21 protein-coding genes are annotated in these 21,120 nt (G+C 68.7%); 20 read left to right on the forward strand and 1 reads right to left on the reverse strand.

Features of this window, described 5'->3' with window-relative positions; all coding sequences use genetic code 11:
• Positions 1-46: 46 nt before the first annotated feature.
• The 12 genes from pal to ACW18A_RS01505 all read left to right on the forward strand — a co-directional run bounded on the left by pal (position 47) and on the right by ACW18A_RS01505 (position 12,224).
• Positions 47-601 carry a peptidoglycan-associated lipoprotein Pal gene (pal, locus tag ACW18A_RS01450; protein WP_492024313.1) on the forward strand — a complete coding sequence of 185 codons (555 nt, stop codon included), beginning with the start codon at positions 47-49 and terminating at the stop codon, positions 599-601.
• Between the two features lie 258 nt (positions 602-859).
• Positions 860-1,972, forward strand: a complete 1,113-nt coding sequence (locus ACW18A_RS01455; RefSeq protein WP_492023046.1) for a DUF3667 domain-containing protein — start codon at positions 860-862, stop codon at positions 1,970-1,972.
• 40 nt (positions 1,973-2,012) lie between these two features.
• Complete coding sequence (locus tag ACW18A_RS01460) at positions 2,013-2,882, forward strand: tetratricopeptide repeat protein (protein ID WP_492023047.1); 870 nt, start codon at positions 2,013-2,015, stop codon at positions 2,880-2,882.
• Between the two features lie 38 nt (positions 2,883-2,920).
• Positions 2,921-4,252 (forward strand): tRNA lysidine(34) synthetase TilS, encoded by a 1,332-nt coding sequence (gene tilS, locus ACW18A_RS01465; RefSeq protein ID WP_492023048.1) that lies wholly within the window; start codon positions 2,921-2,923, stop codon positions 4,250-4,252.
• Between the two features lie 56 nt (positions 4,253-4,308).
• Positions 4,309-6,240, forward strand: a complete 1,932-nt coding sequence (gene ftsH / locus ACW18A_RS01470) for an ATP-dependent zinc metalloprotease FtsH (RefSeq protein ID WP_492023049.1) — start codon at positions 4,309-4,311, stop codon at positions 6,238-6,240.
• 309 nt (positions 6,241-6,549) lie between these two features.
• Positions 6,550-7,593 carry an alpha/beta fold hydrolase gene (locus ACW18A_RS01475; RefSeq protein ID WP_492023050.1) on the forward strand — a complete coding sequence of 348 codons (1,044 nt, stop codon included), beginning with the start codon at positions 6,550-6,552 and terminating at the stop codon, positions 7,591-7,593.
• 14 nt (positions 7,594-7,607) lie between these two features.
• Entirely contained in the window at positions 7,608-8,825 is a 1,218-nt protein-coding gene (locus ACW18A_RS01480) for an acyltransferase family protein (RefSeq protein ID WP_492023051.1), read from the forward strand.
• A 62-nt stretch (positions 8,826-8,887) separates the two neighbouring features.
• A complete protein-coding gene (locus ACW18A_RS01485; protein ID WP_492023052.1) occupies positions 8,888-9,538 on the forward strand; it encodes a hypothetical protein in 651 nt (216 codons plus the stop codon).
• Between the two features lie 2 nt (positions 9,539-9,540).
• The gene (locus ACW18A_RS01490; protein ID WP_492023053.1) at positions 9,541-9,843 is read left to right on the forward strand and encodes a winged helix-turn-helix domain-containing protein; all 303 of its coding nucleotides are present in this window, start codon (positions 9,541-9,543) and stop codon (positions 9,841-9,843) included.
• A 127-nt stretch (positions 9,844-9,970) separates the two neighbouring features.
• Entirely contained in the window at positions 9,971-10,783 is an 813-nt protein-coding gene (gene folP, locus ACW18A_RS01495; RefSeq protein WP_492023054.1) for a dihydropteroate synthase, read from the forward strand.
• 44 nt (positions 10,784-10,827) lie between these two features.
• Positions 10,828-11,640, forward strand: coding sequence for a bifunctional hydroxymethylpyrimidine kinase/phosphomethylpyrimidine kinase (thiD, locus tag ACW18A_RS01500; protein ID WP_492023055.1), 813 nt, complete (start codon positions 10,828-10,830; stop codon positions 11,638-11,640).
• Entirely contained in the window at positions 11,637-12,224 is a 588-nt protein-coding gene (locus ACW18A_RS01505) for a nucleotidyltransferase family protein (protein ID WP_492023056.1), read from the forward strand. Before thiD ends, ACW18A_RS01505 begins: the two co-directional genes overlap by 4 nt.
• On the opposite strand, the gene ACW18A_RS01510 is transcribed toward ACW18A_RS01505, so the two are convergent.
• Positions 12,191-12,631: a GNAT family N-acetyltransferase gene (locus ACW18A_RS01510; RefSeq protein WP_492023057.1), complete on the reverse strand. Its 441-nt coding sequence runs from the start codon at positions 12,629-12,631 to the stop codon at positions 12,191-12,193. The genes ACW18A_RS01505 and ACW18A_RS01510 overlap by 34 nt on opposite strands.
• Before the next feature lie 49 nt (positions 12,632-12,680).
• On the opposite strand from ACW18A_RS01510, the gene ACW18A_RS01515 reads away from it, so the two are divergent.
• The 8 genes from ACW18A_RS01515 to ACW18A_RS01550 all read left to right on the forward strand — a co-directional run bounded on the left by ACW18A_RS01515 (position 12,681) and on the right by ACW18A_RS01550 (position 21,045).
• Complete coding sequence (locus ACW18A_RS01515; protein ID WP_492023058.1) at positions 12,681-13,487, forward strand: PhzF family phenazine biosynthesis protein; 807 nt, start codon at positions 12,681-12,683, stop codon at positions 13,485-13,487.
• 87 nt (positions 13,488-13,574) lie between these two features.
• Positions 13,575-13,853, forward strand: coding sequence for a hypothetical protein (locus tag ACW18A_RS01520; protein ID WP_492023059.1), 279 nt, complete (start codon positions 13,575-13,577; stop codon positions 13,851-13,853).
• Positions 13,854-13,870: 17 nt separating this feature from the next.
• Entirely contained in the window at positions 13,871-14,551 is a 681-nt protein-coding gene (locus ACW18A_RS01525) for a response regulator transcription factor (RefSeq protein WP_492023060.1), read from the forward strand.
• Positions 14,548-15,987, forward strand: a complete 1,440-nt coding sequence (locus ACW18A_RS01530) for a sensor histidine kinase (protein ID WP_492023061.1) — start codon at positions 14,548-14,550, stop codon at positions 15,985-15,987. The genes ACW18A_RS01525 and ACW18A_RS01530 overlap by 4 nt, the downstream gene beginning before the upstream one ends.
• Positions 15,988-16,079: 92 nt before the next feature.
• Positions 16,080-17,465, forward strand: a complete 1,386-nt coding sequence (locus ACW18A_RS01535; RefSeq protein ID WP_492023062.1) for a hypothetical protein — start codon at positions 16,080-16,082, stop codon at positions 17,463-17,465.
• A gap of 139 nt (positions 17,466-17,604) precedes the next feature.
• On the forward strand, positions 17,605-18,417 hold the full coding sequence (gene ccmI, locus ACW18A_RS01540; RefSeq protein WP_492023063.1) for a c-type cytochrome biogenesis protein CcmI: 813 nt from the start codon (positions 17,605-17,607) through the stop codon (positions 18,415-18,417).
• A 70-nt stretch (positions 18,418-18,487) separates the two neighbouring features.
• The gene (gene ccmE / locus ACW18A_RS01545; RefSeq protein WP_492023064.1) at positions 18,488-18,979 is read left to right on the forward strand and encodes a cytochrome c maturation protein CcmE; all 492 of its coding nucleotides are present in this window, start codon (positions 18,488-18,490) and stop codon (positions 18,977-18,979) included.
• Positions 18,976-21,045 carry a heme lyase CcmF/NrfE family subunit gene (locus ACW18A_RS01550; RefSeq protein WP_492023065.1) on the forward strand — a complete coding sequence of 690 codons (2,070 nt, stop codon included), beginning with the start codon at positions 18,976-18,978 and terminating at the stop codon, positions 21,043-21,045. Before ccmE ends, ACW18A_RS01550 begins: the two co-directional genes overlap by 4 nt.
• Positions 21,046-21,120 lie beyond the last annotated feature (75 nt).

Consider the following 21,120-nt stretch of genomic DNA (forward strand, 5'->3'; position numbering starts at 1 on the left):
TGCTCAAGCTTCGCAGGACCGCCACCCAGAAGGAGACGACCCGATGATGACCGCTTCCACGATGACCAGGTTCGCGTTGGTCGGTCTGGCTGTTCTGTCGATGGCCGCCTGCGCGCCCCGCGCCCCGGTGACCGGCGCGACGGACGGGACCGGCACCCCGGCGGTCGACAATCCCGCCTATCCGGGCCCCGGCAACGGCGGCATCGAGGGCGGCAATATCGGTTCGGGTGCGCCCGGCTCGGAACAGGACTTCATCGTCAACGTCGGCGACCGGATCTATTTCGACCTCGATTCCTATTCGGTCAGCCCCGAGGCCTATCCGCGGCTGGATGCCCAGGCCGCCTGGCTGTCGCGCTATCCGGGCGTCACCGTCCGCATCGAGGGCAATGCCGACGAACGCGGCACCCGCGAATACAACCTCGCCCTCGGTGCCCGCCGCGCCGAATCGATCCGCAACTATCTGATCGAACGCGGCGTCTCGGCCGGCCGCATCGATACAATCAGCTTCGGCAAGGAACGCCCGATCGCCGTCGGCTCCACCGAGGACTCGTGGGCCCGCAACCGCAACGGCCACACGGCGATCGCTTCGGGCGCTCAGTAGGCAAAACGTGTCTCCTCCCTGTCGCGCAGCGATGGGGAGGTTGCGGCGAGCTCTTCGTGAGCTGACGGAGGGGGCGACCCGGTTTGACCGGGGAGCCATCACCAGCCCTCATTCCCGCCGCTACCTCGCCCCCTCCGTCACGGCGCTGAAGAAGCGCCGCGCCACCTCCCCATGCTTCGCACAGGGAGGAGACCGATCCGCCCTTGCTCGCTCCCTCGCTGCACTGCACATAGGGCCGACGCAGAGCCGGAGGGGGCCATGGTGGATATCGATGCGGCGGGCGGTCTGGCGACCGGCGGGCTGATCGCGGGAGCGATCGAGAAGCCGACGGGCAAGGCCGGCGAGCACCACGCCGGGACCTGCAGCGACTGTGGCGAGCCGACCACCGGAAATTTCTGCGCCAACTGCGGCCAGCCGACCCATGTGCATCGCAGCCTCCTGCATCTCGGCGAGGAAGTGCTGCACGGGGTCATGCATTTCGACGCCCGGATCTGGCGCACCCTGCCGCTGTTGTTGCTCAATCCGGGACGGCTGACGCGCGAGTGGATTCAAGGCAAACGGACCCGCTACGTCTCGCCCCTGGCGATCTTCCTGTTCACGATATTCCTGATGTTCTTCGCCCTGAGTTTCGCGGGCGACTTCGTTCCGAACGAGACGCGGAGCCTGGACGAGCAGATCGCCAATGCCGAGACGGCGGTGGCTGAACTGCAGACCCAGATCGCCGCGAACGCGCCCAGTGTCGCGGCAGACGAGCCCGGAGCCGAGGGCGTCGAGGCGGGGCTTGAGGCCGGTCTGGACGCGGCCGAGAACCAGCTCGACGGCCTGAAGGAGGCCAAGGCCGCGGGGCCGCGCGCCGACGGCCTGACGCCCGGAAGCTGGCAGGCCAACATGGCCGATACGGTCCATGACGAGAATTTTGTCGTCGTCGGCATCGGCGACAAGAAGATGCAGGAAAAGATGCTGCACAAGCTCGGGAATCCCGACCTAGCCGTCTATAAATTCCAGCAGACGACCTACAAGTTTGCGTGGCTTCTGGTCCCGTTCTCGATCCCGTTCGTCTGGCTCCTGCTCGCCTGGAAGCGCGGATTCACCTGGTACGATCACGGGGTGTTCGTGCTCTACTCCCTGACCTTCATGTCCATCCTGTTCGTGGCGTTCGGCGTCCTTGGGCGGATGAGCGGGTGGTTCTCAGGGTTCCTCGGCGTGGTCGGGACCTTCGCTGTCCCGCTTCACATGTTCGCCCAGCTGAAGGGGACCTACGGGTTGTCGATCTGGTCGGCGCTGTGGCGCACGGTGCTGCTGCTGTTCTTCTGCCTGTTTGCTTCGACCCTTTTCGTCGTCGCCGTCTTCTATCTGGGCTTCGGCGCCTGACGCCTTGCGGCGGCCTCAAATCGATGAAAGCTGTAGCGTCATGAAGAGCCCATTCTCGTTCCGGAACATCGCCCTCGCCGTGGTGGGCTGCGGCCTGATCGGCGGCGCGGTGATCGCCCAGACCCAGCCCCTGCCCGCGATCCAGTGGGATGTCCGCCGCCTCGACACCCTGGACCGCAACGTTCGCCGGCTCGAGCGCGCCCTGATCCAGCGCAACAATCAGGTCGGCGAGCCCCTGCTGGTCGAATCCGATCCGGAGCTGATCGCCCTGAAGGGTCGGGTGGCGCAGATGGATCGCCGGCTTCAGGACATGGAGCAGACCGTCCAGCGCGTGAACGCGGACCTGGAGCGGCTGACCTTCCAGCTGGACGAGAGCGATCGCGACAACGCCGCCCTGCGCAGCCGGTTGAACGATGCGGACAACCGCGTTGGACGGCTGGAGAACGCCGCTGAAGCGGCCAGACGCGCCGCCGAGGCCGCCGCACAGGAGGCCGCAGAGGAGGCCGCGCGCGGGCCGCGTTCGCCGACCGGCGACGCCGTGTCCGACCTGGCCGCCGCGCGTGCCCTGACCGATCCTGCCGCGTCGCGCGCCGCGCTCGAGGCCGTGGCGACCAACTGGCCGGATACGCCGTCGGGCAAGGAAGCCGTCTGGCGTATCGGCGACATCCTCCGCGCCACGGGGGATCAGGCCGGTGCCGTGCAGCAGTACGCCACCGCCCTGTCCGGTTGGCCGACACTGCCGTGGGCCGGGGAGGTGACGCTGAAGCTCGCGCGCGGGCTGGAGGCGACCAACCGGGACGCCCAGGCCTGCGCGGCTCTGGGCGAATTTGTCCGGCGCTATGAGCGGACCTCGACGCCGGCCCTGCGCGCCATCGCTGCGGACACCCGGACCCGGGCGGCCTGCCGCTGAGCCCGAGCGACGCGGCCGGGCTGGAAGGCCGGGTCGCGGTGCGGCTGGAGGCGCGGCTTCAGACGAACGTCGATCATCCTGTCGCCCTGGCCCTGTCCGGCGGCGGGGACTCCATGGCTCTGCTGGAAATCGCGGCCGTGTGGGCGAAGGGGGCCGGGCGACGGCTGCTGGCGATCACTGTGGATCACAGGCTGAACCCGGACAGCGCGGACTGGAGCCGCCGCTGCCGGGCTGCTGCGCGGGCGCTCGAGGCGGACTGGATCGAATGCCGCTGGGAGGGGGAGAAGCCGGGGACCAGCCTGCCCGCCGCGGCGCGTCGTGCGCGGCATGGCCTGATCGCCGATGCCGCGCGGGAGGCGGGGGCCAGGGTCGTCCTGTTCGCCCACACCGCCGACGACATCGCCGAGAGCGACTGGATGCGGGAACGGGGCTCGACCCTGGGCCGGCTGAGGGAATGGTCGCCGAGCCCGGCCTGGCCCGAGGGGCGGGGGCTGATGTTGCTGCGGCCGATGCTGGACGAGCGGCGGGAGATTTTGCGGGAGTGGTTGCGGGAGGGGGGCCGGGACTGGATCGAGGATCCGGGGAATGCTGATGCCCGGTTCACGCGCTCCCGAGCCCGTGTGGCGTTGAACCCTCTGCCTTCGGGAGAGGGCTTGAGGCTCGCAGAGCGGAGCGATGCGCCAGGCCGAAAGGGTGAGGGGCTTGGCCTCACCGGGACACACCATGCCCCTCACCCTTTCGCGCAAGAACGACGGCAAGCCGCCGTGCGCTCAATCCCTCTCCCGCTGGGAGAGGGAATTGAGATCGATCGCTCTGTCGGTACGACAGGACTGGCGGCGATGCTTCTCTGCGCATCCGGTGGCGAGGTGCCCCCGCGCGGGGATCGGCTCGAGAGGCTGGCGGAACGGTTGAATGCAGCCGAAGACTTCACCGCCACCCTCGTCGGCGCGCGGATCGAGGCGCTCGGCGAGAACGTCATCGTCGGTCGCGAGGCCGGAGAACTGCGGCGCCGTCCCGTCCCGGACGTCGCGCTTGAGCCCGGCCGGTCCGCGGTCTGGGACGGGCGCTATGAGATCACCGCCCGCGAGCCGGGCTGGACCGTCACCGCCGCGTCCGGTCGCCTGAACGCCCTGTCCAGAGCGGATCGCGCCATCGTGAACACGGTTCCGCCCTGGGCCCGCGCGGCTCTGCCGGTCCTGATCCGGGACGGCGGAGATGCGCCGGTTCTTGCATGGCGGGAGGCCGGAGTTCGCGCCCTGGCGCCGCGCCGTCTGGCCCTCGCTCTTGCCGGGGTCCTGGGCGAAACGACGCAGGAAAGCGACCTCGCCGGAACCATCCATGGCGAAACGCCGCCGCCTGACCTATTTTGACGACGACGACGTAACATCTGCCGGCCCACAGGGTCGGCGACGAGGATTTCAGACCGATGAACCTGCGTAACCTGGCGATCTGGGGCGTGATCATACTGGGCCTTCTGGCCGTCTATGCCGCCATCAGCCAGAACGGCGGCGCGACGCTGCCCGGACAAGCCGCCGGCCCCCAGGCGCGGCCGGTGACGATCAGCTATTCCGAGCTGAACGACCGCGTCGCGGCCGGTGAGGTGAAGTCGGTGATGATCTCGGGCGATCAGGTCACCGGCGTTTACAAGAACGACAACCGGTTCACCGCCGTCGTGCCGATCTCGGACAACCAGCTGGCTGCTCGACTGGACGCCGCCGGCGTCGATGTCGGCGCCAAGACTATCCGCCAGTCGATCTGGATGAGCGCCCTGCTGGGGCTGCTGCCGATCCTGCTGCTGGTCGGGGTGTGGATCTTCTTCATGCGCCAGATGCAGGGCGGGGCCCGCGGCGCCATGGGCTTCGGCAAGTCCAAGGCCAAGCTGCTGACCGAGCACAAGGGGCGCAAGACCTTCGACGACGTCGCCGGCGTGGACGAGGCCAAGGAAGAACTTCAGGAGGTCGTCGACTTCCTCAAGGATCCGGCGAAGTTCCAGAAACTGGGCGGCAAGATTCCCAAGGGGGCCCTGCTGGTCGGCCCTCCCGGCACCGGCAAGACCCTGCTGGCGCGCGCCGTCGCGGGCGAGGCCGGCGTGCCCTTCTTCTCGATCTCGGGTTCGGACTTCGTGGAAATGTTCGTCGGCGTCGGCGCATCCCGCGTCAGGGATATGTTCGAACAGGCCAAGAAGAACGCCCCCTGCATCATCTTCATCGACGAGATCGACGCCGTCGGTCGTCACCGCGGCGCAGGGCTCGGCGGCGGCAACGACGAGCGCGAGCAGACGCTGAACCAGCTGCTGGTCGAGATGGACGGGTTCGAGGCCAATGAAGGCATCATCCTGATCGCCGCCACCAACCGTCCCGACGTGCTGGACCCGGCCCTTCTGCGTCCCGGCCGCTTCGACCGTCAGGTCGTGGTGCCGAACCCCGACGTCGCCGGACGTGAGCGTATTCTCCGCGTGCACATGAAGGATGTGCCCCTGGCCGCCGATGTGAACACCAAGACCATCGCGCGCGGCACGCCCGGCTTCTCCGGCGCCGACCTGGCCAATCTGGTCAACGAGGCGGCCCTGATGGCGGCGCGCAAGGACCGTCGCATGGTCACCCAGCGCGATTTCGAGGACGCCAAGGACAAGGTCATGATGGGTGCCGAGCGCAAATCCATGGCCATGAACGAGGAAGAGCGCCGCCTGACCGCCTATCACGAGGGCGGCCACGCCATCGTGGCGATGAACGTCAAGATGGCCGACCCGGTGCACAAGGCGACCATCGTCCCGCGCGGACAGGCCCTGGGCATGGTGATGCAGCTGCCGGAAGGCGACCGCTATTCCATGAAATACCAGCAGATGATCGACCGGATCGCCATCATGGCCGGTGGTCGCGTCGCCGAGGAACTTATCTTCGGCAAGCAAAACATCACCTCCGGAGCGTCCTCGGACATCCAGCAGGCGACCAAGCTGGCCCGCCGTATGGTGACCCAGTGGGGCTTCTCCGACGTCCTCGGGACTGTGGCCTATGGCGAGAACGAACAGGAGGTCTTCCTGGGTCACTCGGTCGCGCGCAGCCAGAACATCTCGGAAGAGACCGCCCGCACCATCGACGCCGAGGTCCGCAAACTGGTCACCTCGGGCTGGGATGAGGCGCGTCAGATCCTGACCGACAAGGCCGCGGATCTGGAGACCCTGGCCCAGGCCCTGCTCGAGTACGAGACCCTGTCGGGCGATGAGATCAAGGACCTGCTGGAGAGGGGCGCCGCGCCGAACCGCGACGAGAACAACTTCCCCAACGCCGGTCCGTCGGTGTCTGTGCCGGTGACGCCGGTGTCTGACGGCGTGACGGTCGAGGTGCAGACAGTCCACTGACATAGCCTCGGCCACCTTCCCCCTTCAGCGGGAAGGTGGCAGGCGTCAGCCTGACGGACGGAGGCTCACGAGCGAGCCTCACCGACAGGCAGCGGGGGCGCTGACAGAGCCTGTATCCGAGCGGCTCCGCCGCCCGCCCCTCCCCGAAATCGGGGAAGGGATCGTTGTGCTTTTCCCCATCCCGGCAACCGGCTGAACTGGCCGGGCCTGCAGCCGCAAATCCCTGTGACCGGTCGCTCACGATGAACTTGTTTGCATTTCAAACATGTCTATGAGATACGCTCCTCTATCGAGAGAGGAGCTACTGTTATGCCGTCATCCCAAACCTGTCCGCCCGAGCGCCTGCACGGCCTCGACACCCTGCGCCGGACCGCGCTGAAAGCCGGAGCCCTGGCGGTCAGCGTGCTGGCCTTCGGCGTGGCCGCGCCGGTGATGGCCCAGAGCCCGGCGGCCCAGAGCCAGGCGACTCAGAGCCCCGCCGGACCCGGCGGCTATGTCCGTCCCGCTGCGCCAGGCCGACTGGTTGAGGTGGCCGTGGGCCGGCGGCTGCACATCTTCTGCAAGGGCCAGGGCACCGGGCCCACCGTGATTTTTGAGGCCGGGCTGTCGCAGTTCACCGCCAACTCGAGCATGAGCGCTGCGCAGGATGCGATCGCTGCCTTCGCGCAAGTCTGCACCTATGACCGCGCGGGGATGGGCTGGAGCGACCCCGCCCCGGAAGGCTGGACCTATCCGGACCGAACACGGGATCTGCACGCCCTGCTCCAGGGGGCCGGGATAGACGGCCCCTATGTGCTGGTCGGCCATTCGCTCGGCGGGCTTCTGATCCGGGCCTACGCCCAGGCCTATCCCGATCAGGTGGCGGGTCTGGTGCTGGTGGACGCCACCTCGGAACGAAATCTCCCCGAGTTCGAAGCCGCCCGGGACTCGACCGTCTCGCAGATCGACGCAGCACTCGCTGTTTCGCAGCCGGGCGTTCCAGTCATCGGTATGCCGGCGGGCACATCCGCAGAAGTGCAGATGGCGTTCACGCCGGAGGTCCTGCGAGGAGTGAAGGCGGAGTTCGAGGCCCTTGCCCTGCTTGATGCCGCGACGCTCCCGCCGGGTGCGCCGGGCGTACTGGGTGACCTGCCGCTGATCGTCATCCGCCGGGGGCGGACGATGTCCCCGCCGAACGAGACGGATCTGAACCATCGTCAGGGCCAGGAGGAGCTGGTGGCCCTGTCCTCGAACAGCGTGCTGATCGTCGCGGAGAACAGCGGTCATGTGATTCCGCTGGATGAGCCGCAGGTGGTGGCCGACGCCGTCCGCCGCGCTCTCGCTGCCCTGCTTTCCCCAAACCACCGTCTGTGAAGGACAACCGTTCGATGACCTGTTCCGAGACCCGTCCGCCCGAAAGGCTGCACGGACTGGACGCCCTGAGGGCCGGAGCCCTGCTGCTGGGCGTCCTCCTGCACTCCACCCTGTCCTTCTTTCCGCAGCAGATCTGGATCGTCGCCGACGAGAGCAAGTCGGTCGGCGCGGCCGGACTGTTCTTCGCCATCCATCTGTTCCGGATGACGGCCTTCTTCCTGATCGCCGGTCTGTTCGCCCACATGATGCTGGCCCGCAGGGGCTGGTTCGGCTTCGCGAGGGACCGGGTCATGCGGATCACGGCTCCGCTGGCGACCTTCTGGTTTCCGGTGATGGTCGGTATCGTGGGCGCGCTGATCTGGACCTCGCACATGAACGGCCTCGTGGTGCCGGGCGCGCCGCCGCCTCCACCGCCGACCTATGACTGGACCAACTTCCCGCTGACCCACCTGTGGTTCCTGTACGTGCTGACCCTGTTCTATGCGGCGGTCCTGATCCTGCGCGCGCCTTTCGCCATGCTGGACCGGAACGGCGACTGGGGTCGGTTTGTGGACAAGGCCGCAGGTGTCCTGATCGGACCGTGGACGCCCGCGCTGCTGGCCGCGCCTCTGGCGGTGGCGATGTATTTCGACCCGAAATGGATCGCCTTCTTCGCCGTGCCGACGCCGGATGCGGGGCTGATTCCGCACACGGCGTCCCTGGTCGGGTTCGGCCTGGCGTTCGGCCTGGGCTTCCTGCTGGACCGTCGCCGTGACCTGCTGAACCGGATCGCCGCCTGGACGCCGCTGTTCCTCGCGGTCGCCGTCGGCACGGGCATTGCCGCCTACTATCTCGCTGGGGGGCCGGTGATCGAACCGATGGTCGAGCGGACGTCGGACAAGGCCGTCGCGGCCTGGGTTACAGCGCTGGCCGTCTATTCTTCGGCCTTCGCGGCCATGGGTTTGTGCCTGCGGTTCCTGTCGGGACACAGTCCGATCCGGCGCTACCTCGCCGACGCCTCCTACTGGGTCTACATCCTGCACCTGCCGCTGGTCATGCTGGCCCAGGTCTGGGTGCAGGACTGGGCGGGACCGTGGTGGCTGAAGCTCGGCGGGGTTTCGCTGGGCGTCTTCGCCGTCTGCCTGATCACCTACGAGCTGCTCATCCGCCACACCTTCATGGGCCAGTGGCTGAACGGGCGGCGCGTGCCGTGGCGCAAGGCTCCGCCGGTCGCGGCCGTTCCCGCCGAATAGCTTGCCAAGGCGGGCCGGCTCGTCCACGCCGGGCGGGCCGGTCGCAGTTGAGAATCGCCCCCATGCCCTCCAAGCCCGCCAGCTCCACGAGGCCTTCTGCTGAAGCCGACCTCGCCTTCCTGCGCTCGATCGTCGAGGGCGGGGGAAAGCCGTCGATCACCCTGGCCATCTGCTATCTGGCGGGCGGGCTGCTGTACGGGCTGCAGTGCCTGTTCCACATCGGCCAGTTGTTCGGCGTAATCCGCTGGCCGGATCTGGCCAATCTCACCTTCGTCATCGGGATCACCGCAGCCGTTATCGGTGTCATCGTCTGGGCGTCGATCCGCGACATGCGCGAGGGCGGCGGCGGCAATCGCGGGCCGCTGGCGACGCGGACGCTGAACGCGGGCTTCTCCAGCGCCGGCATGGTCAACCTGGCCATGATCATCATCTTCGGGGTCGGAGCGTGGCGGGATCAGGATTTCGCCCTCTGGTTCTACTACCCGGCCGTGGTGTTCGGGCTTCAGGCTGCCGCCTGGTCGGTCGCGTGGATGCTGAAGAAGAAGGTGTGGATGCTGGCGACCTCGGCGGGCGGCTGGTTGACGGCGGTGGCTCTGGGCCTGCTGGTGCGTCAGCCGAACCTCTATCTCTATGTCTGCACCGCCGCCCTGTTCCTGCTGTTCGCCCTGCCGGGCTGGATCATGCTGCGCGAAGCCCGGGCCAAGGTCGCCTGACCATGGGCCTGGCCGATCTCGGCAAGATCGACGAGGTCATCCACGGCCGCCTGCGGCTGGGGATCATGGTCTATCTGGCCGATGTCGAGACCGCTGACTTCACCGAGCTGAAGACCGTGCTGGACGCGACCCAGGGCAATCTGTCGGTCCACCTGAAGAAGCTGGAGGAGGCGGACTATGTCGGCATCGACAAGAGTTTCCAGAACAACAAACCTTTGACCCGTGTGACTATCACCACAAAAGGTCGGCAAGCCTTCGGTGCGTATCTGGACGCTCTGGGTGGGCTGATCGGAAAGAGGGGCTGATGGCACCGGCGGTCGTGGATTCGGAGCGTGTGCAGGCTTTCGAGCACGGCGAGGCTTTCCGCGACTGGCAACAGTCGCACCCTGACAGTGAGTCCTCCTGTCCGCAGAAGAAGGTCGGGAAGGGCGTATGAGTTCGATCCGGCCCCGTGTCATGGGCATCCTGAACGTCACGCCAGACAGTTTCTCCGACGGCGGGATGCACGCCTCGGTCGAGGCCGGGCTGGTCCAGGCGATGAAGCTCATCGGCGACGGAGCAGACATCCTCGACATCGGCGGGGAGTCGACGCGGCCGGGGGCGGAGCCGGTCCCGGTTCATGAGGAGATCGTGCGGACGGTGCCGGTGATCGCGGCGCTTCATGCGCGCTGGAACGGGCCGATCAGCATCGACACGATGAAGCCCGAGGTGGCGCGGGCGGCGGTGGCGGCCGGGGCGACGATCTGGAACGATGTCACGGCCCTGACCTGGACCCCCGGCGCGCCCGACGTGGCGGCCGAGCTGGGGTGCGAGGTGGTGCTGATGCATATGCTGGGCGAGCCGCGCAGCATGCAGGTCGAGCCGCGCTACTCCGACGTGGTCGCCGAGGTGCGCGACTATCTGGCCGGCCGGGCCGAGGCGGCGATGGCGGCGGGTGTGGCGCGGGAGAAGATCACGCTCGATCCCGGCATCGGCTTCGGCAAGACGATCGAGCACAATCTGGCGCTGATCGCCGGGCTGGGAGCCTTGGGTGAGCTGGGATACCCGGTGCTGCTCGGGGCCAGCCGCAAGCGGATGATCCGCAACATCGACCCTTCGGCGACCGAGGCGGGCGACCGGCTGGGCGGCTCGATCGCCCTGGCGCTGGAGGGCGCGCGTCGCGGGGCGGCCATCGTCCGCGTCCACGACGTGCGCGAGACGGTGCAGGCCCTGGCGGTCCAGGCAGCGGTAGCGGCTGTCGTTTGAAAAGCAGGGTTGCCGACTCCGCGCCGGTGACGCATCCAGCCGCCATGTCAGCGTCATCCTCATTCCTCGGCCGCGTCCTGATCATCGCCGGATCGGATTCCGGCGGCGGGGCGGGGATCCAGGCCGACATCAAGGCGGTGACCGCGATGAGCGGTTATGCGGCCACGGCGATCACCGCGATCACGGTGCAGAACACGCTCGGCGTCCACGGCGTTCACCCCCTGCCGCTCGACCTGATCGAGGCCCAGGCGCGGGCGGTGCTGGACGATATCGGCGCCGACGCGATCAAGACCGGTATGCTGGGCTCGGTCGCGGTGGTGGAACGGGTGGCGGCCATTCTCGATACCTCGAACGCGCCGGCCGTGGTTGACCCGGTCATGGTGGCCAAGGGCGGGGCGGCCTTGCTGGACGACGACGCGGTGCAGGCCGTGCGAACCCTGATGATCCCGCGCGCGGCCCTGCTGACGCCCAATGCGCCGGAAGCCGAGGCCCTGACCGGGATCGCGGTGGTGGATCTGGAGGGCCAGCGCCGGGCCGGCGCGGCCCTGCTGCTGCTCGGCGCCAAGGCGGTGCTGATGAAGGGCGGTCATGTGCCCGGAGAGACGGTGATCGACCTGCTGGTCACGCCGTCGGGCGAGACCCTGCTGGAGGGGCCGCGCATCCGGACGACCTCGACCCACGGCACCGGCTGCACCCTGGCCAGCGCCATCGCGGCGGGGCTGGCTCAGGGCCGCCCGTTGGAGGTCGCGGTGGCGGAGGCCTGGGCCTATGTTTCCGAGGCGATCCGGCGGGCTCCCGGCCTGGGCCAGGGGCACGGGCCGCTGGATCACGGCTGGCCGCTGAGAGACGCGCGGTGAGCGACCTCGAGGCGCGGCTGGTCGGGATCGTCCGGGCGGACGCCGACCTGATGCATGTGCTGACGACGGTGCGCGGGCTGGACCTGCCCGACTGGCGGGTGTTTTCGGGCGCGGTCTATCAGTCGGTCTGGAATGCGGTGTCTGGCCGACCGGTCGGCTACGGCCGCAAGGATTTCGACCTCGGCTATTTCGATCCGGACACGTCGTGGGACGCCGAGGATGTCGTCATCAAGCGGGTCGCCGCAGCCTTCGACGAGCCGTTCCGCAGCGATGTCGAGGTGCGCAACCAGGCGCGGGTGCATCTGTGGTTCATGGACCGGTTCGGGGAGGACTACGAACCGCTGCCGGACACTGACGCGGCCCTGGCCCGGTTCGTGGCCCCGGCGTTCGGGATCGGGGTGCGGCTGGAGGACGACGATACGATCAGCGTCGCCGCGCCCTTCGGGCTTCAGGATGTGTTCGACAGGGTCATCCGGCCCAACCCGAACCGGCCGCTGGCCCGGGGTTGGGACAAGGTCGTCGCCAGCGCCCGCTCGCGCTGGCCCGAGCTTCAGGTCGTGGGCGGCGGCGACAGCACCGGATAGATGTCGCGGTCGACCTTCTCCATGTGGCGCAGTGGATCGGCGCCCTCGAAGCCGTATTGCGAATAGAGGCCGTGGGCGTCGGCTGTGGCGAGGCCCCAGCGCCGCAGACCCTGCAGTCGGGGATCGGCGAGGATGTCCTGCATCAACTGCTTGCCCAGACCCCGGCCGCGCGCGCCGTCGTCGACGAAGACGTCGCACAGCCAGGCGAAGGTGGCCTGATCCGTGACGACCCGGCCGAAGGCGATCAGATCACCGTTCTCCACGAGGCCGAAGCAGAGCGAGCCGCGACAGGCGCGCTCGAACGTCCTCCACGGAATGCGGGCGCCCCAGTAGCTTTCCTCGGCGATCCAGCGCCACGCCGTGCGCAGCCGGGTCTCGTCGAAATCCGTGGTCAGGGCGGCGGTCATGGGCGGGTCCGTCTGGTCTCCCCTCGCGTCCTAGCTTAAGCCGGGCAGCATGCGCCAGTGGACCGTCGACGCCTTCGCCGAACGCCCGTTCATGGGCAATCCCGCCGCCGTGGTTCAGCCGCTGGACGCCTGGCCGGACGCCGGGTGGATGCAGTCGCTGGCGGCGGAGAACAATCATTCGGAGACGGCCTTCCTTAGAAAGACGGCGAGTCCCTCGCGGTTCGACCTGCGCTGGTTCACGCCGTCGACCGAGGTCTCCCTGTGCGGCCACGCCACCCTGGCGGCGGCGCATGTGTTGTGGCGCGAATTGGGGGTGGAGGCGCGTCAGCTGACCTTTGACACCGCGTCGGGCCCGCTGACGGTCGGGCGGTTCGGCGAGGGCTATGAGATGAACTTTCCGGCTGACCCGCTGACACGGGTCGAGACGCCGAAGGGGCTGGCGGAGGCCCTGGGCGCCGCGCCGCTCGAGGTCTGGGCCAGTCGATATCTGATTGCAGTCATGGCGGATGCGGCCACGGTACGCGGCCTGACCCCGGATATCCCGGCCCTGCTGGCCTTCGGCGACGGGGCGATGGAGCGGGGACAGGTGATCGCTGCGGCCCTGTCGGATGACGGCGGCATCGATGTGGTGGACCGTTTCTTCGGGCCGGGCTGTGGTCTGGACGAGGATCCGGCGACCGGTTCAGCCCGCTGCGGCCTTGCGCCGTTGTTCGCGATGAAGCTCGGTCGGACGAACGTCACCTTCGAACAGGCCTTTCCGGGTCGGGGCGCGCGGTTCGAGACCGAACTGACCGGCGACCGGGTGCTGATCCGGGGGCATGCGGTGACGGTCATGGGATCGGTGCTGCGGTTCTGACGCGAGAGGGCCGTTTCCCCCGATGTTAAACGTCCCTAAGCTGCCTGTTCAGCCGCCGTTCAGAGCGCCGGCCTCATAAGACGCCCTATGACCCGCCTGTCCGCCCTTCTCCTGTCCGTCCTGATCGCCGCAGCCCCGCTGAGCGCCGCGAACGCGCAGGACCGTGGCGATCGCGGAGACCGGGGCAATCAGGAGTTCCAGCGCGAGCCGCGTCGCATCTCGGAGGCGGAAGCCCAGGGTATCGCCCAGTCGCGGGCTCGCGGCGCCCGGTTCGTCGGGTCGCTCGGCCTGCGCGGCAACAGCTATGTCTTCCGCTTCGAACGCGACGGTCAGATCATCGACATCTCCGTCGACTCGCGCGGCTGAAAGTAAGGACCCAAGGTATGCGTGTTCTCCTGGTCGAAGACGACGCCGACCTGTCGCGCCAGCTGAAACAGGCGTTGGGCGACGCCGGCTATGCGGTCGATCACGCCGCCGACGGCGAGGAAGCCCATTTCCTGGGCGATACAGAACCCTACGATGTCGTTGTGCTGGATCTCGGCCTGCCCAAGATCGACGGCGTGTCGGTGCTGGAACGCTGGCGGCGTGACGGCAAGGCGACCCCGGTCCTGATCCTGACGGCGCGCGGCGCCTGGTCGGACAAGGTCGCGGGCTTTGACGCCGGGGCCGACGACTACCTGACCAAGCCTTTCCACACCGAGGAGTTGCTGGCGCGTCTGCGGGCCCTGCTGCGGCGCTCTGCGGGCATCGCCTCGGCGACCCTGGCGTGCGGCGGCCTGAGGCTGGATCCGCGCGCGGCGCGGGCGACGGTCAACGGCGAGCCCCTTAGGCTGACGTCGCTGGAATACCGGCTGCTGCATTACATGATGATGCATCAGGGCCGGGTCATCAGCCGGACCGAACTGGTCGAACATCTTTACGACCAGGACTTCGATCGCGATTCCAACACCATCGAGGTCTTCATCGGCCGTCTGCGCAAGAAGGTCGGATCCGACCGGATCGAGACCGTGCGCGGCCTCGGCTATCGCCTGACACCGCTCGCCGGCGAGACCGAAGCCGCGTGAGCGACGACGCCCCGGCGCTTCAACCCGCGGCGAGGCCGTCCTGGGGGCGCTGGTTCGGCCGGCCGGGCCGGAGCCTGACGCGGCGGCTGATCTGGCTCGCCTCCGCCTGGATCGTCGTCGCCCTCGTGCTGACGGGCTGGATGCTGACCAGCCAGTATCGCGAGAGCGCCCTGCGCCGGCTGGACAATCAGCTGGGCGCCGTCATCGACGACGTGGTCATCGCCAGCGTCATGACGCCGGAAGGCCTGAGAGTCGCCGAGATCAAGGACGCCCCGACCCTGCGTGGCCTGTCGGGCAAATACTGGATGGTCGGAGAGGTGGACGCCGAGGGCGGCTTCGTCGTGCTGGCCAGGTCTCCGTCGCTGGCGGGTGAGAGCCTGTACGTCGATCCGGAATTGCCGGGGCGGCTGCGGGCGGCGATCGGGTCGACGCTCAGCTACAACGACCCCGGCATTCTGGCGGACGGAACCCAGCCATTGCAGATCGCGTCCAGCATGAAGTCGCTGAACGGACGGCCGTTCGTTTTCATGGCGGGTCTTGATCGGTCCGAGATCGATATAGACACGCGCCAGTTCGCCACCTTCACCTGGACGGCCCTGCTGATCCTCGGCATCGGCCTGGTGATCGCGGTCTTCCTGCAGGTCCAGATCGGGCTGCGCCCGCTGTTCGACCTGCGGGTCGAGATCGCCAATGTGCGCAAGGGCAAGGCGGCACGGATCGAGAAGGCCTATCCGACCGAAATCCAGCCCCTCGCCGAACAGGTCAACCGGCTGCTCGACCACAATCAGGAAGTGGTCGAGCGCCAGCGGACCCACGTCGGCAACCTGGCCCACGCCCTGAAGACGCCTCTGTCCGTGATGCTGTCCGAGGCGGGAACGGACCCCGGGCCGCTCGCCGACATCGTCCGGCGTCAGTCGGAGGTGATGAAGGGCCAGGTCGATCACCACCTGCGCCGCGCCCGCGCCGCCGCCCGCGCCGCCCACGGACTGGGCGAAAGGACTCCGGTGGGCGAGGTGATCGACGAACTGGCCGTGATGCTGGAGCGGGTGTTCCAGTCGAAGGATGTGGAGATCGACTGGCGCGCGCCCGATGACCTGGCCTTCCTGGGCGAGCGTCAGGACCTGCAGGAGATCCTCGGCAATCTGATGGAGAATGCCTGTAAATGGTCGACGCGGCGGGTGCGTGTTTCCGCCGGCGCGAGCGGTCTGGGTCAGATGATCGCCGTGGTCGAGGACGACGGACGCGGCTTGCCGGCCGAGCAACGCGACGGCGCGCTGAAGCGCGGGGCGCGAATGGACGAGAATGCGCCGGGGTCCGGACTGGGGCTGGCGATCGTGGACGACCTGACCCGCGCCTATGGCGGGCGGCTGACACTCGCAGCCAGCGAACTGGGCGGACTGAAGGTCGTGCTGGAGTTGCCGGCGGCGGAGTCCTGAGAAGAGGGGGCCTGACGCTCCGCTTCCGGATTCTTAACCTCGTGCCTTCACTGTGATCTCCGACCGCGACATTGCGGTTGACGGAGCGAGGCATGGCCGAGCTGTCGGTCGCGCAGTGTGCAGTGCTCGCCCAGATGCTGGAGCGTGTGCCCGACCGCGTGTTGAACACCCTGTCGATCGCCGTCGCCCAGATGCCCGGTGAGCGCGCCGCTGCGCTCAGCATCATGCTGGCGGAAGAGACGATCGACCGACGCCGCCGCGCCATCGCCTTCGCCCCCCTGTTGCCGATGTTCCAGCGTCGTCCCGACGGCGTCGAGGCCCTGACCTTCCCGTCCGGCGTCCTGCCCCGCCTGTGGAAGGCGTCCTCGGGCAAGGAGCCCGAACTGCTGCTGGTGCTCGACGACTATCGTCCGATCGAGGACAATCCGCAGATGCGGGCGGTGGCCGACCGTATCTGCATGGCCGCGGCGGCCGCCGTGCGCGACAGGCCCGATCTCGTCTGGCCCTCAGGCGGTGGCGACGAGACGGCCCGGGCCAGGGGGCTGGAAGAGCTCGCCCTGTGCTTCGATCTGGCGGCCATGGCCCGGCGCGGCCTGCTCAATCTGCCCGATCTCATCCTGCGTCCGACCGGCGACCAGCTGGCCGAACTCCGCCTCTTGATCCGTGACAGCGGCGAGATCACCACCGACGGCGGGCCGCGCATGCTGGAGATCATGTTCGCCCATCTCGGGGACGCCTCCCTGATCCTGCGGCTTGTGGTCCATTCGTCGAAGGCCTCCGCCAAGGAGGGCTTGCTGTCGGGATCGGAGATGGCCGTCTTCGTCAATCGTCTGATCGCCGAGGTCGAGGCGCGGGTGTTGCGCATCGCCTCGCACAAGCCGGGCGCCAAGGCCGACCCCGGGCCCGGGCTGCGTGCCGACATCGCCTGGTGCGCCGAGACCCTGGGCGAGCTGGAAATCACCTTGCAGCTTGATCCCGAAGGCGCCTGGGGCAAGCAGGCGCGGGAGGCCCGCGAGCGGATCAACAAGAGCCTGTCGGGAACCCTGCGGTCGCTGGACCAGACGATGGACAAGCTGATGCCGTCGAAGGCGGTCAAGACTGTCGGCCGGATGACGAAACAGGCACCTGATCTGGACGCCGCCGCGCCGCCGCTGGAGACGGTCCAGGCGGCCGTGCTGCAGCTGACCTTGCTGGGCGCGCTGCGCACCGCAGCCCAGGTGTTCGGCTGCGAGACGTTGCGCTCGCAACTGGTGCAGTCGGTGACCGAGCGGGTTACCACCTGGGTCGATATGGTCATCGAGGCCGTGAACGCGGGCGAGGCCCCCGATCAACGCAAGTCGCTGGCCATGGTCGAGACCCTGGCCAAATGCCTGCTTGTGATCGAGGCGACCGAAGCCGCCCGCACCGTTCGAAGACGGGCCGCCGCCGCGGGCGCGCGGGCGCCGCTCGAAGTGGAACGCTCGCCCCGGGCCGCCTGATCCGCCGGACCTTGATCGGCTGGGGCGGATCGCCTCGCGATCCCGATGCCGGTTTGATCCCGTGCCCGGCCTTCATCTGGAGCCTGGTGCGACCGGAAAACCGCTTACACTTTTCCGGATCAGGCTCTAGTCACCGAGGATGATCGTTTTCTGGACCCTGGCCGGGCTCGCCACGGCGCTGGCCGGACTACTGGTGTTGAGCCTCGCAAGGCGCGGTGCCGACCGTGGACAGCCTGTGTCCGACACGGGCTCCGCCGAGCTGGCCGAGCTGGATCGCCTGAAGTCGCGCGGCCTGCTGGACGAGGACGCCTGGTCCGCAGCACGCGCCGAGGCGGGGCGTCGCCTGTTGGCGGGCGCGTCGCCGGACGTCGCTCCCCGTGTCGGAGGGCGGGACCGGACGGTCGTGCTAGCCGGGCTGGTCGTTGCGGTCGCCGCGACACTGGGTCTGTATCTGGTCGTCGGCGATCCGGGTCTGCCGGATCAGGCCTATGAGCGCCGGATCGACGACTGGGCCGCCAGCCCCGAAACGCTCGACGCGCCCCGGATCGCGGCCGTCCTGAGCCGCGCGGTGAAGCGAGAGCCTGACAACCGCACCGCCCTGACCATGCTGGGCGCGGCCCGGTTCGAGGCCGGAGATCCGATCGGTGCGGCCTCGGCCTTCCGGCGCGCCCTGGCGCTGGATCCGGACGACGCAACCAGTTGGGCTCGTCTGGGTGAAAGCCTTGTGCGGGCGGCCGACGGGAGTGTCGGCACCGACGCTGAGGCAGCCTTCGCCCGCGCCCTGTCCCTTGACCCCGACCAGCTGGGCGCGCGCTATTTCCTCGGTGAGGCGGCCCTGGTCCGGGGCGATGTCGCGCGCGCGCGCGAGGTCTGGGGGCCGTTGATCGTCATGCTCGATCCGGCTGATGCCCGCCGGACCGACCTGGTCAGCCGGCTGGACGCGGCGGCATGACCCGTTGGAGCCGACCGGGAGTGGCGCTATACGGCGCGACCACTTCGTTCCGGGAACACGTCGTCCGTCCATGAGCTGGCTGCCCAAATCGCCGAAGGCGCGTCGTCGCCTGTGGGTCGTGGCCGCCGCCGCGCCTGTGCTGGCGCTGGCCGTCGGCCTGTCGCTGTGGGCGATGCAGGACAGTGTGACCTTCTTCTTCTCGCCGTCGGAAGCGACCGCCGATGCCGCGCCCGCCGGGCGGGTCATCCGGCTGGGCGGTCTGGTCGAGGTCGGCAGCGTCGAGCAGCACGGCACGACCGTCGCCTTCTCCGTCACGGACAACGCCGCGACCAGCCAGGTGATCTTTGAAGGCGACCTGCCCGACCTGTTCCGCGAGGGGCAGGGGATCGTGGCCGAGGGCAGGTTCGGTCCCGACCGGGTCTTCCACGCCGACACCGTCCTGGCCAAGCATGATGAGACCTATATGCCGCGCGAGGTCGCCGATCGGCTGAAGGCCAAGGGCGAGTGGCGGCCCGAGGGTGGCCCGCCGACAGCCCGGCCTGCGCAGAGCCAGACCCTGTGATTGTTGAATTCGGCGCCTTCGCGCTGATCCTGGCCCTGATGCTGTCGGTGCTGCAGACCGGCCTGGCGACCGTCGGACGCGTGCAGCGCAGTCCGCTTCTGGCCGGCGGGGCGGAGGGGGCGGCCATCGGCGCGGCCCTGGCGACGGCCCTGGCGTTCGGCGCCCTGATCTTCGCCTTCGCGACCTCGGACTTCTCGGTCGCCAACGTCGCGAGCAACAGCCACACCGACAAGCCCATGCTCTACAAGGTCGCCGCGGCCTGGGGCAGCCACGAAAGCTCTCTGGTCCTGTGGTGTCTGGTCATGACCGGGTTCGGCGGGGCCCTGACCCGGGCGCGTGGCCTGCCGTTCGGGCTGAAGACCTCGGCGGTCGGGGTGCAGGGCGGGCTGGGCGCGCTGTTCCTGGCCTTCGCCGTCTTCACGTCCAACCCGTTCGAGCGTATCGATCCGGCCCCGTTCCAGGGCCTGTCGCTGAATCCGCTGCTGCAGGACCCGGCCCTCGCGATCCATCCGCCCCTGCTCTACGCGGGCTATGTCGGCTTCTCGGTGACCTTCTCGCTGGCCATCGCCGCCCTGATCGAGGGCAAGGCCTTTTCCGGCTTCTGGCCGGCCTGGGGACGCTGGGTCCGGCCCTGGGCCCTGGCGAGCTGGGTCTTCCTGACCGGCGGGATCACCCTGGGGTCGTTCTGGGCCTACTACGAACTGGGATGGGGCGGCTGGTGGTTCTGGGATCCGGTCGAGAACGCCAGTTTCCTGCCCTGGCTGGCCGGGACCGCTCTGCTGCACTCGGCCGTCGTCACCGAGCGGCGGGGTGCCCTGGCGGGCTGGACTGTGTTCCTGGCGCTTCTGGCCTTCACCTTCTCCATGCTGGGCGCCTTCCTCGTGCGGTCGGGCGTGCTGACCTCCGTCCACGCCTTCGCGGTCGATCCCGAGCGGGGACTGATGCTGCTGGCGATTCTCGGCGTCACGGCGGGATCGGCCTTCGCTCTGTTCGCCTGGCGCGCGCCGCAGTTGAAGGGCGGCGGCCTGTTCGCCCCGGTCAGCCGCGAGGGTGCGCTGGTGCTGAACAACCTGTTCCTGACCGTGGCGGCCGTGACTGTGCTGCTGGGGACCCTCTATCCGCTCATCCTCGAGGCTGCGACCGGGGCGACCATCTCCGTGGGTCCCCCCTATTTCGCCCTGACCTTCACGCCCTTGATGCTGGTTGCCTTTCTGATCCTGCCGGCCGGGCCGCTGCTGGCCTGGAAGCGGGGCGACCTGAGGGGGGCGATGCAGAGGCTGGCCGTGGCGGGCGGTCTGGCCATCGCCTGCGGCTTCGTCGGCTGGCTGGCGTTCGAGCCGAGGAAGGCCTTCGCGGCCGCGGGTCTGGCCGTCGGGGCCTGGCTGATCCTCGGGGCCCTGGCGGAGGTGGTCGAACGCGTCCGCCTGTTCAGGGCCCCGCTGGCCGAGGTCGGTCGTCGGACGCGCGGGCTGCCGCTGGGTGCCTGGGGCATGACCCTGGCGCATGCGGGTCTGGGTCTGTTCGTGCTCGGGGCCGTGGTCGAGACCGGCTTCAAGGTCGAGGCCGCCGCCCCCCTGCCGATCGGTGGCGAGGTCCATGCCGGTCGCTGGGCCGTGACGCTGGACAGGGTCGAGATCGTCGAGGGCCCCAACTATCTGGCCGAGCGCGGGACGCTGACGGTGACGACGACCGATGGCCGCGCGGTCCCGCGCACCGTTACGGCCGAGCGCCGCTTCTTCCCCGCCGGGGGCCAGACTACGACCGAGGTCGGGCTCGATTTCCGGGGCCTGGACGACGTCTATGTGGTCATGGGCGAGCGCCGTAGCACCCCTGAGGCAGCCCAGGCCTGGACCGTCCGGGTCTATTACAATCCGTGGGCGCGACTGATCTTCCTCGGGCCGTTCGTCATGGCGCTGGGCGGCGTGCTGTCGCTGTTCGACCGCCGGCTCAGGCTGGCGGTGGGCGGGAAGCGGAAACAGACTCCTTCTCCCCTCGGGGGAGAAGGTGGCTCGCGGAGCGAGACGGATGAGGGGGCTGTGTCCGCCCGCTCTGAGGCTGGACTGTGATGCGGTCAGCCCCCTCATCCGCCCTCCGGGCACCTTCTCCCCCGAGGGGAGAAGGCAGTTTTGGGGCATGTCTCG

The organism is Brevundimonas sp. AVps5, assembly GCF_058681515.1.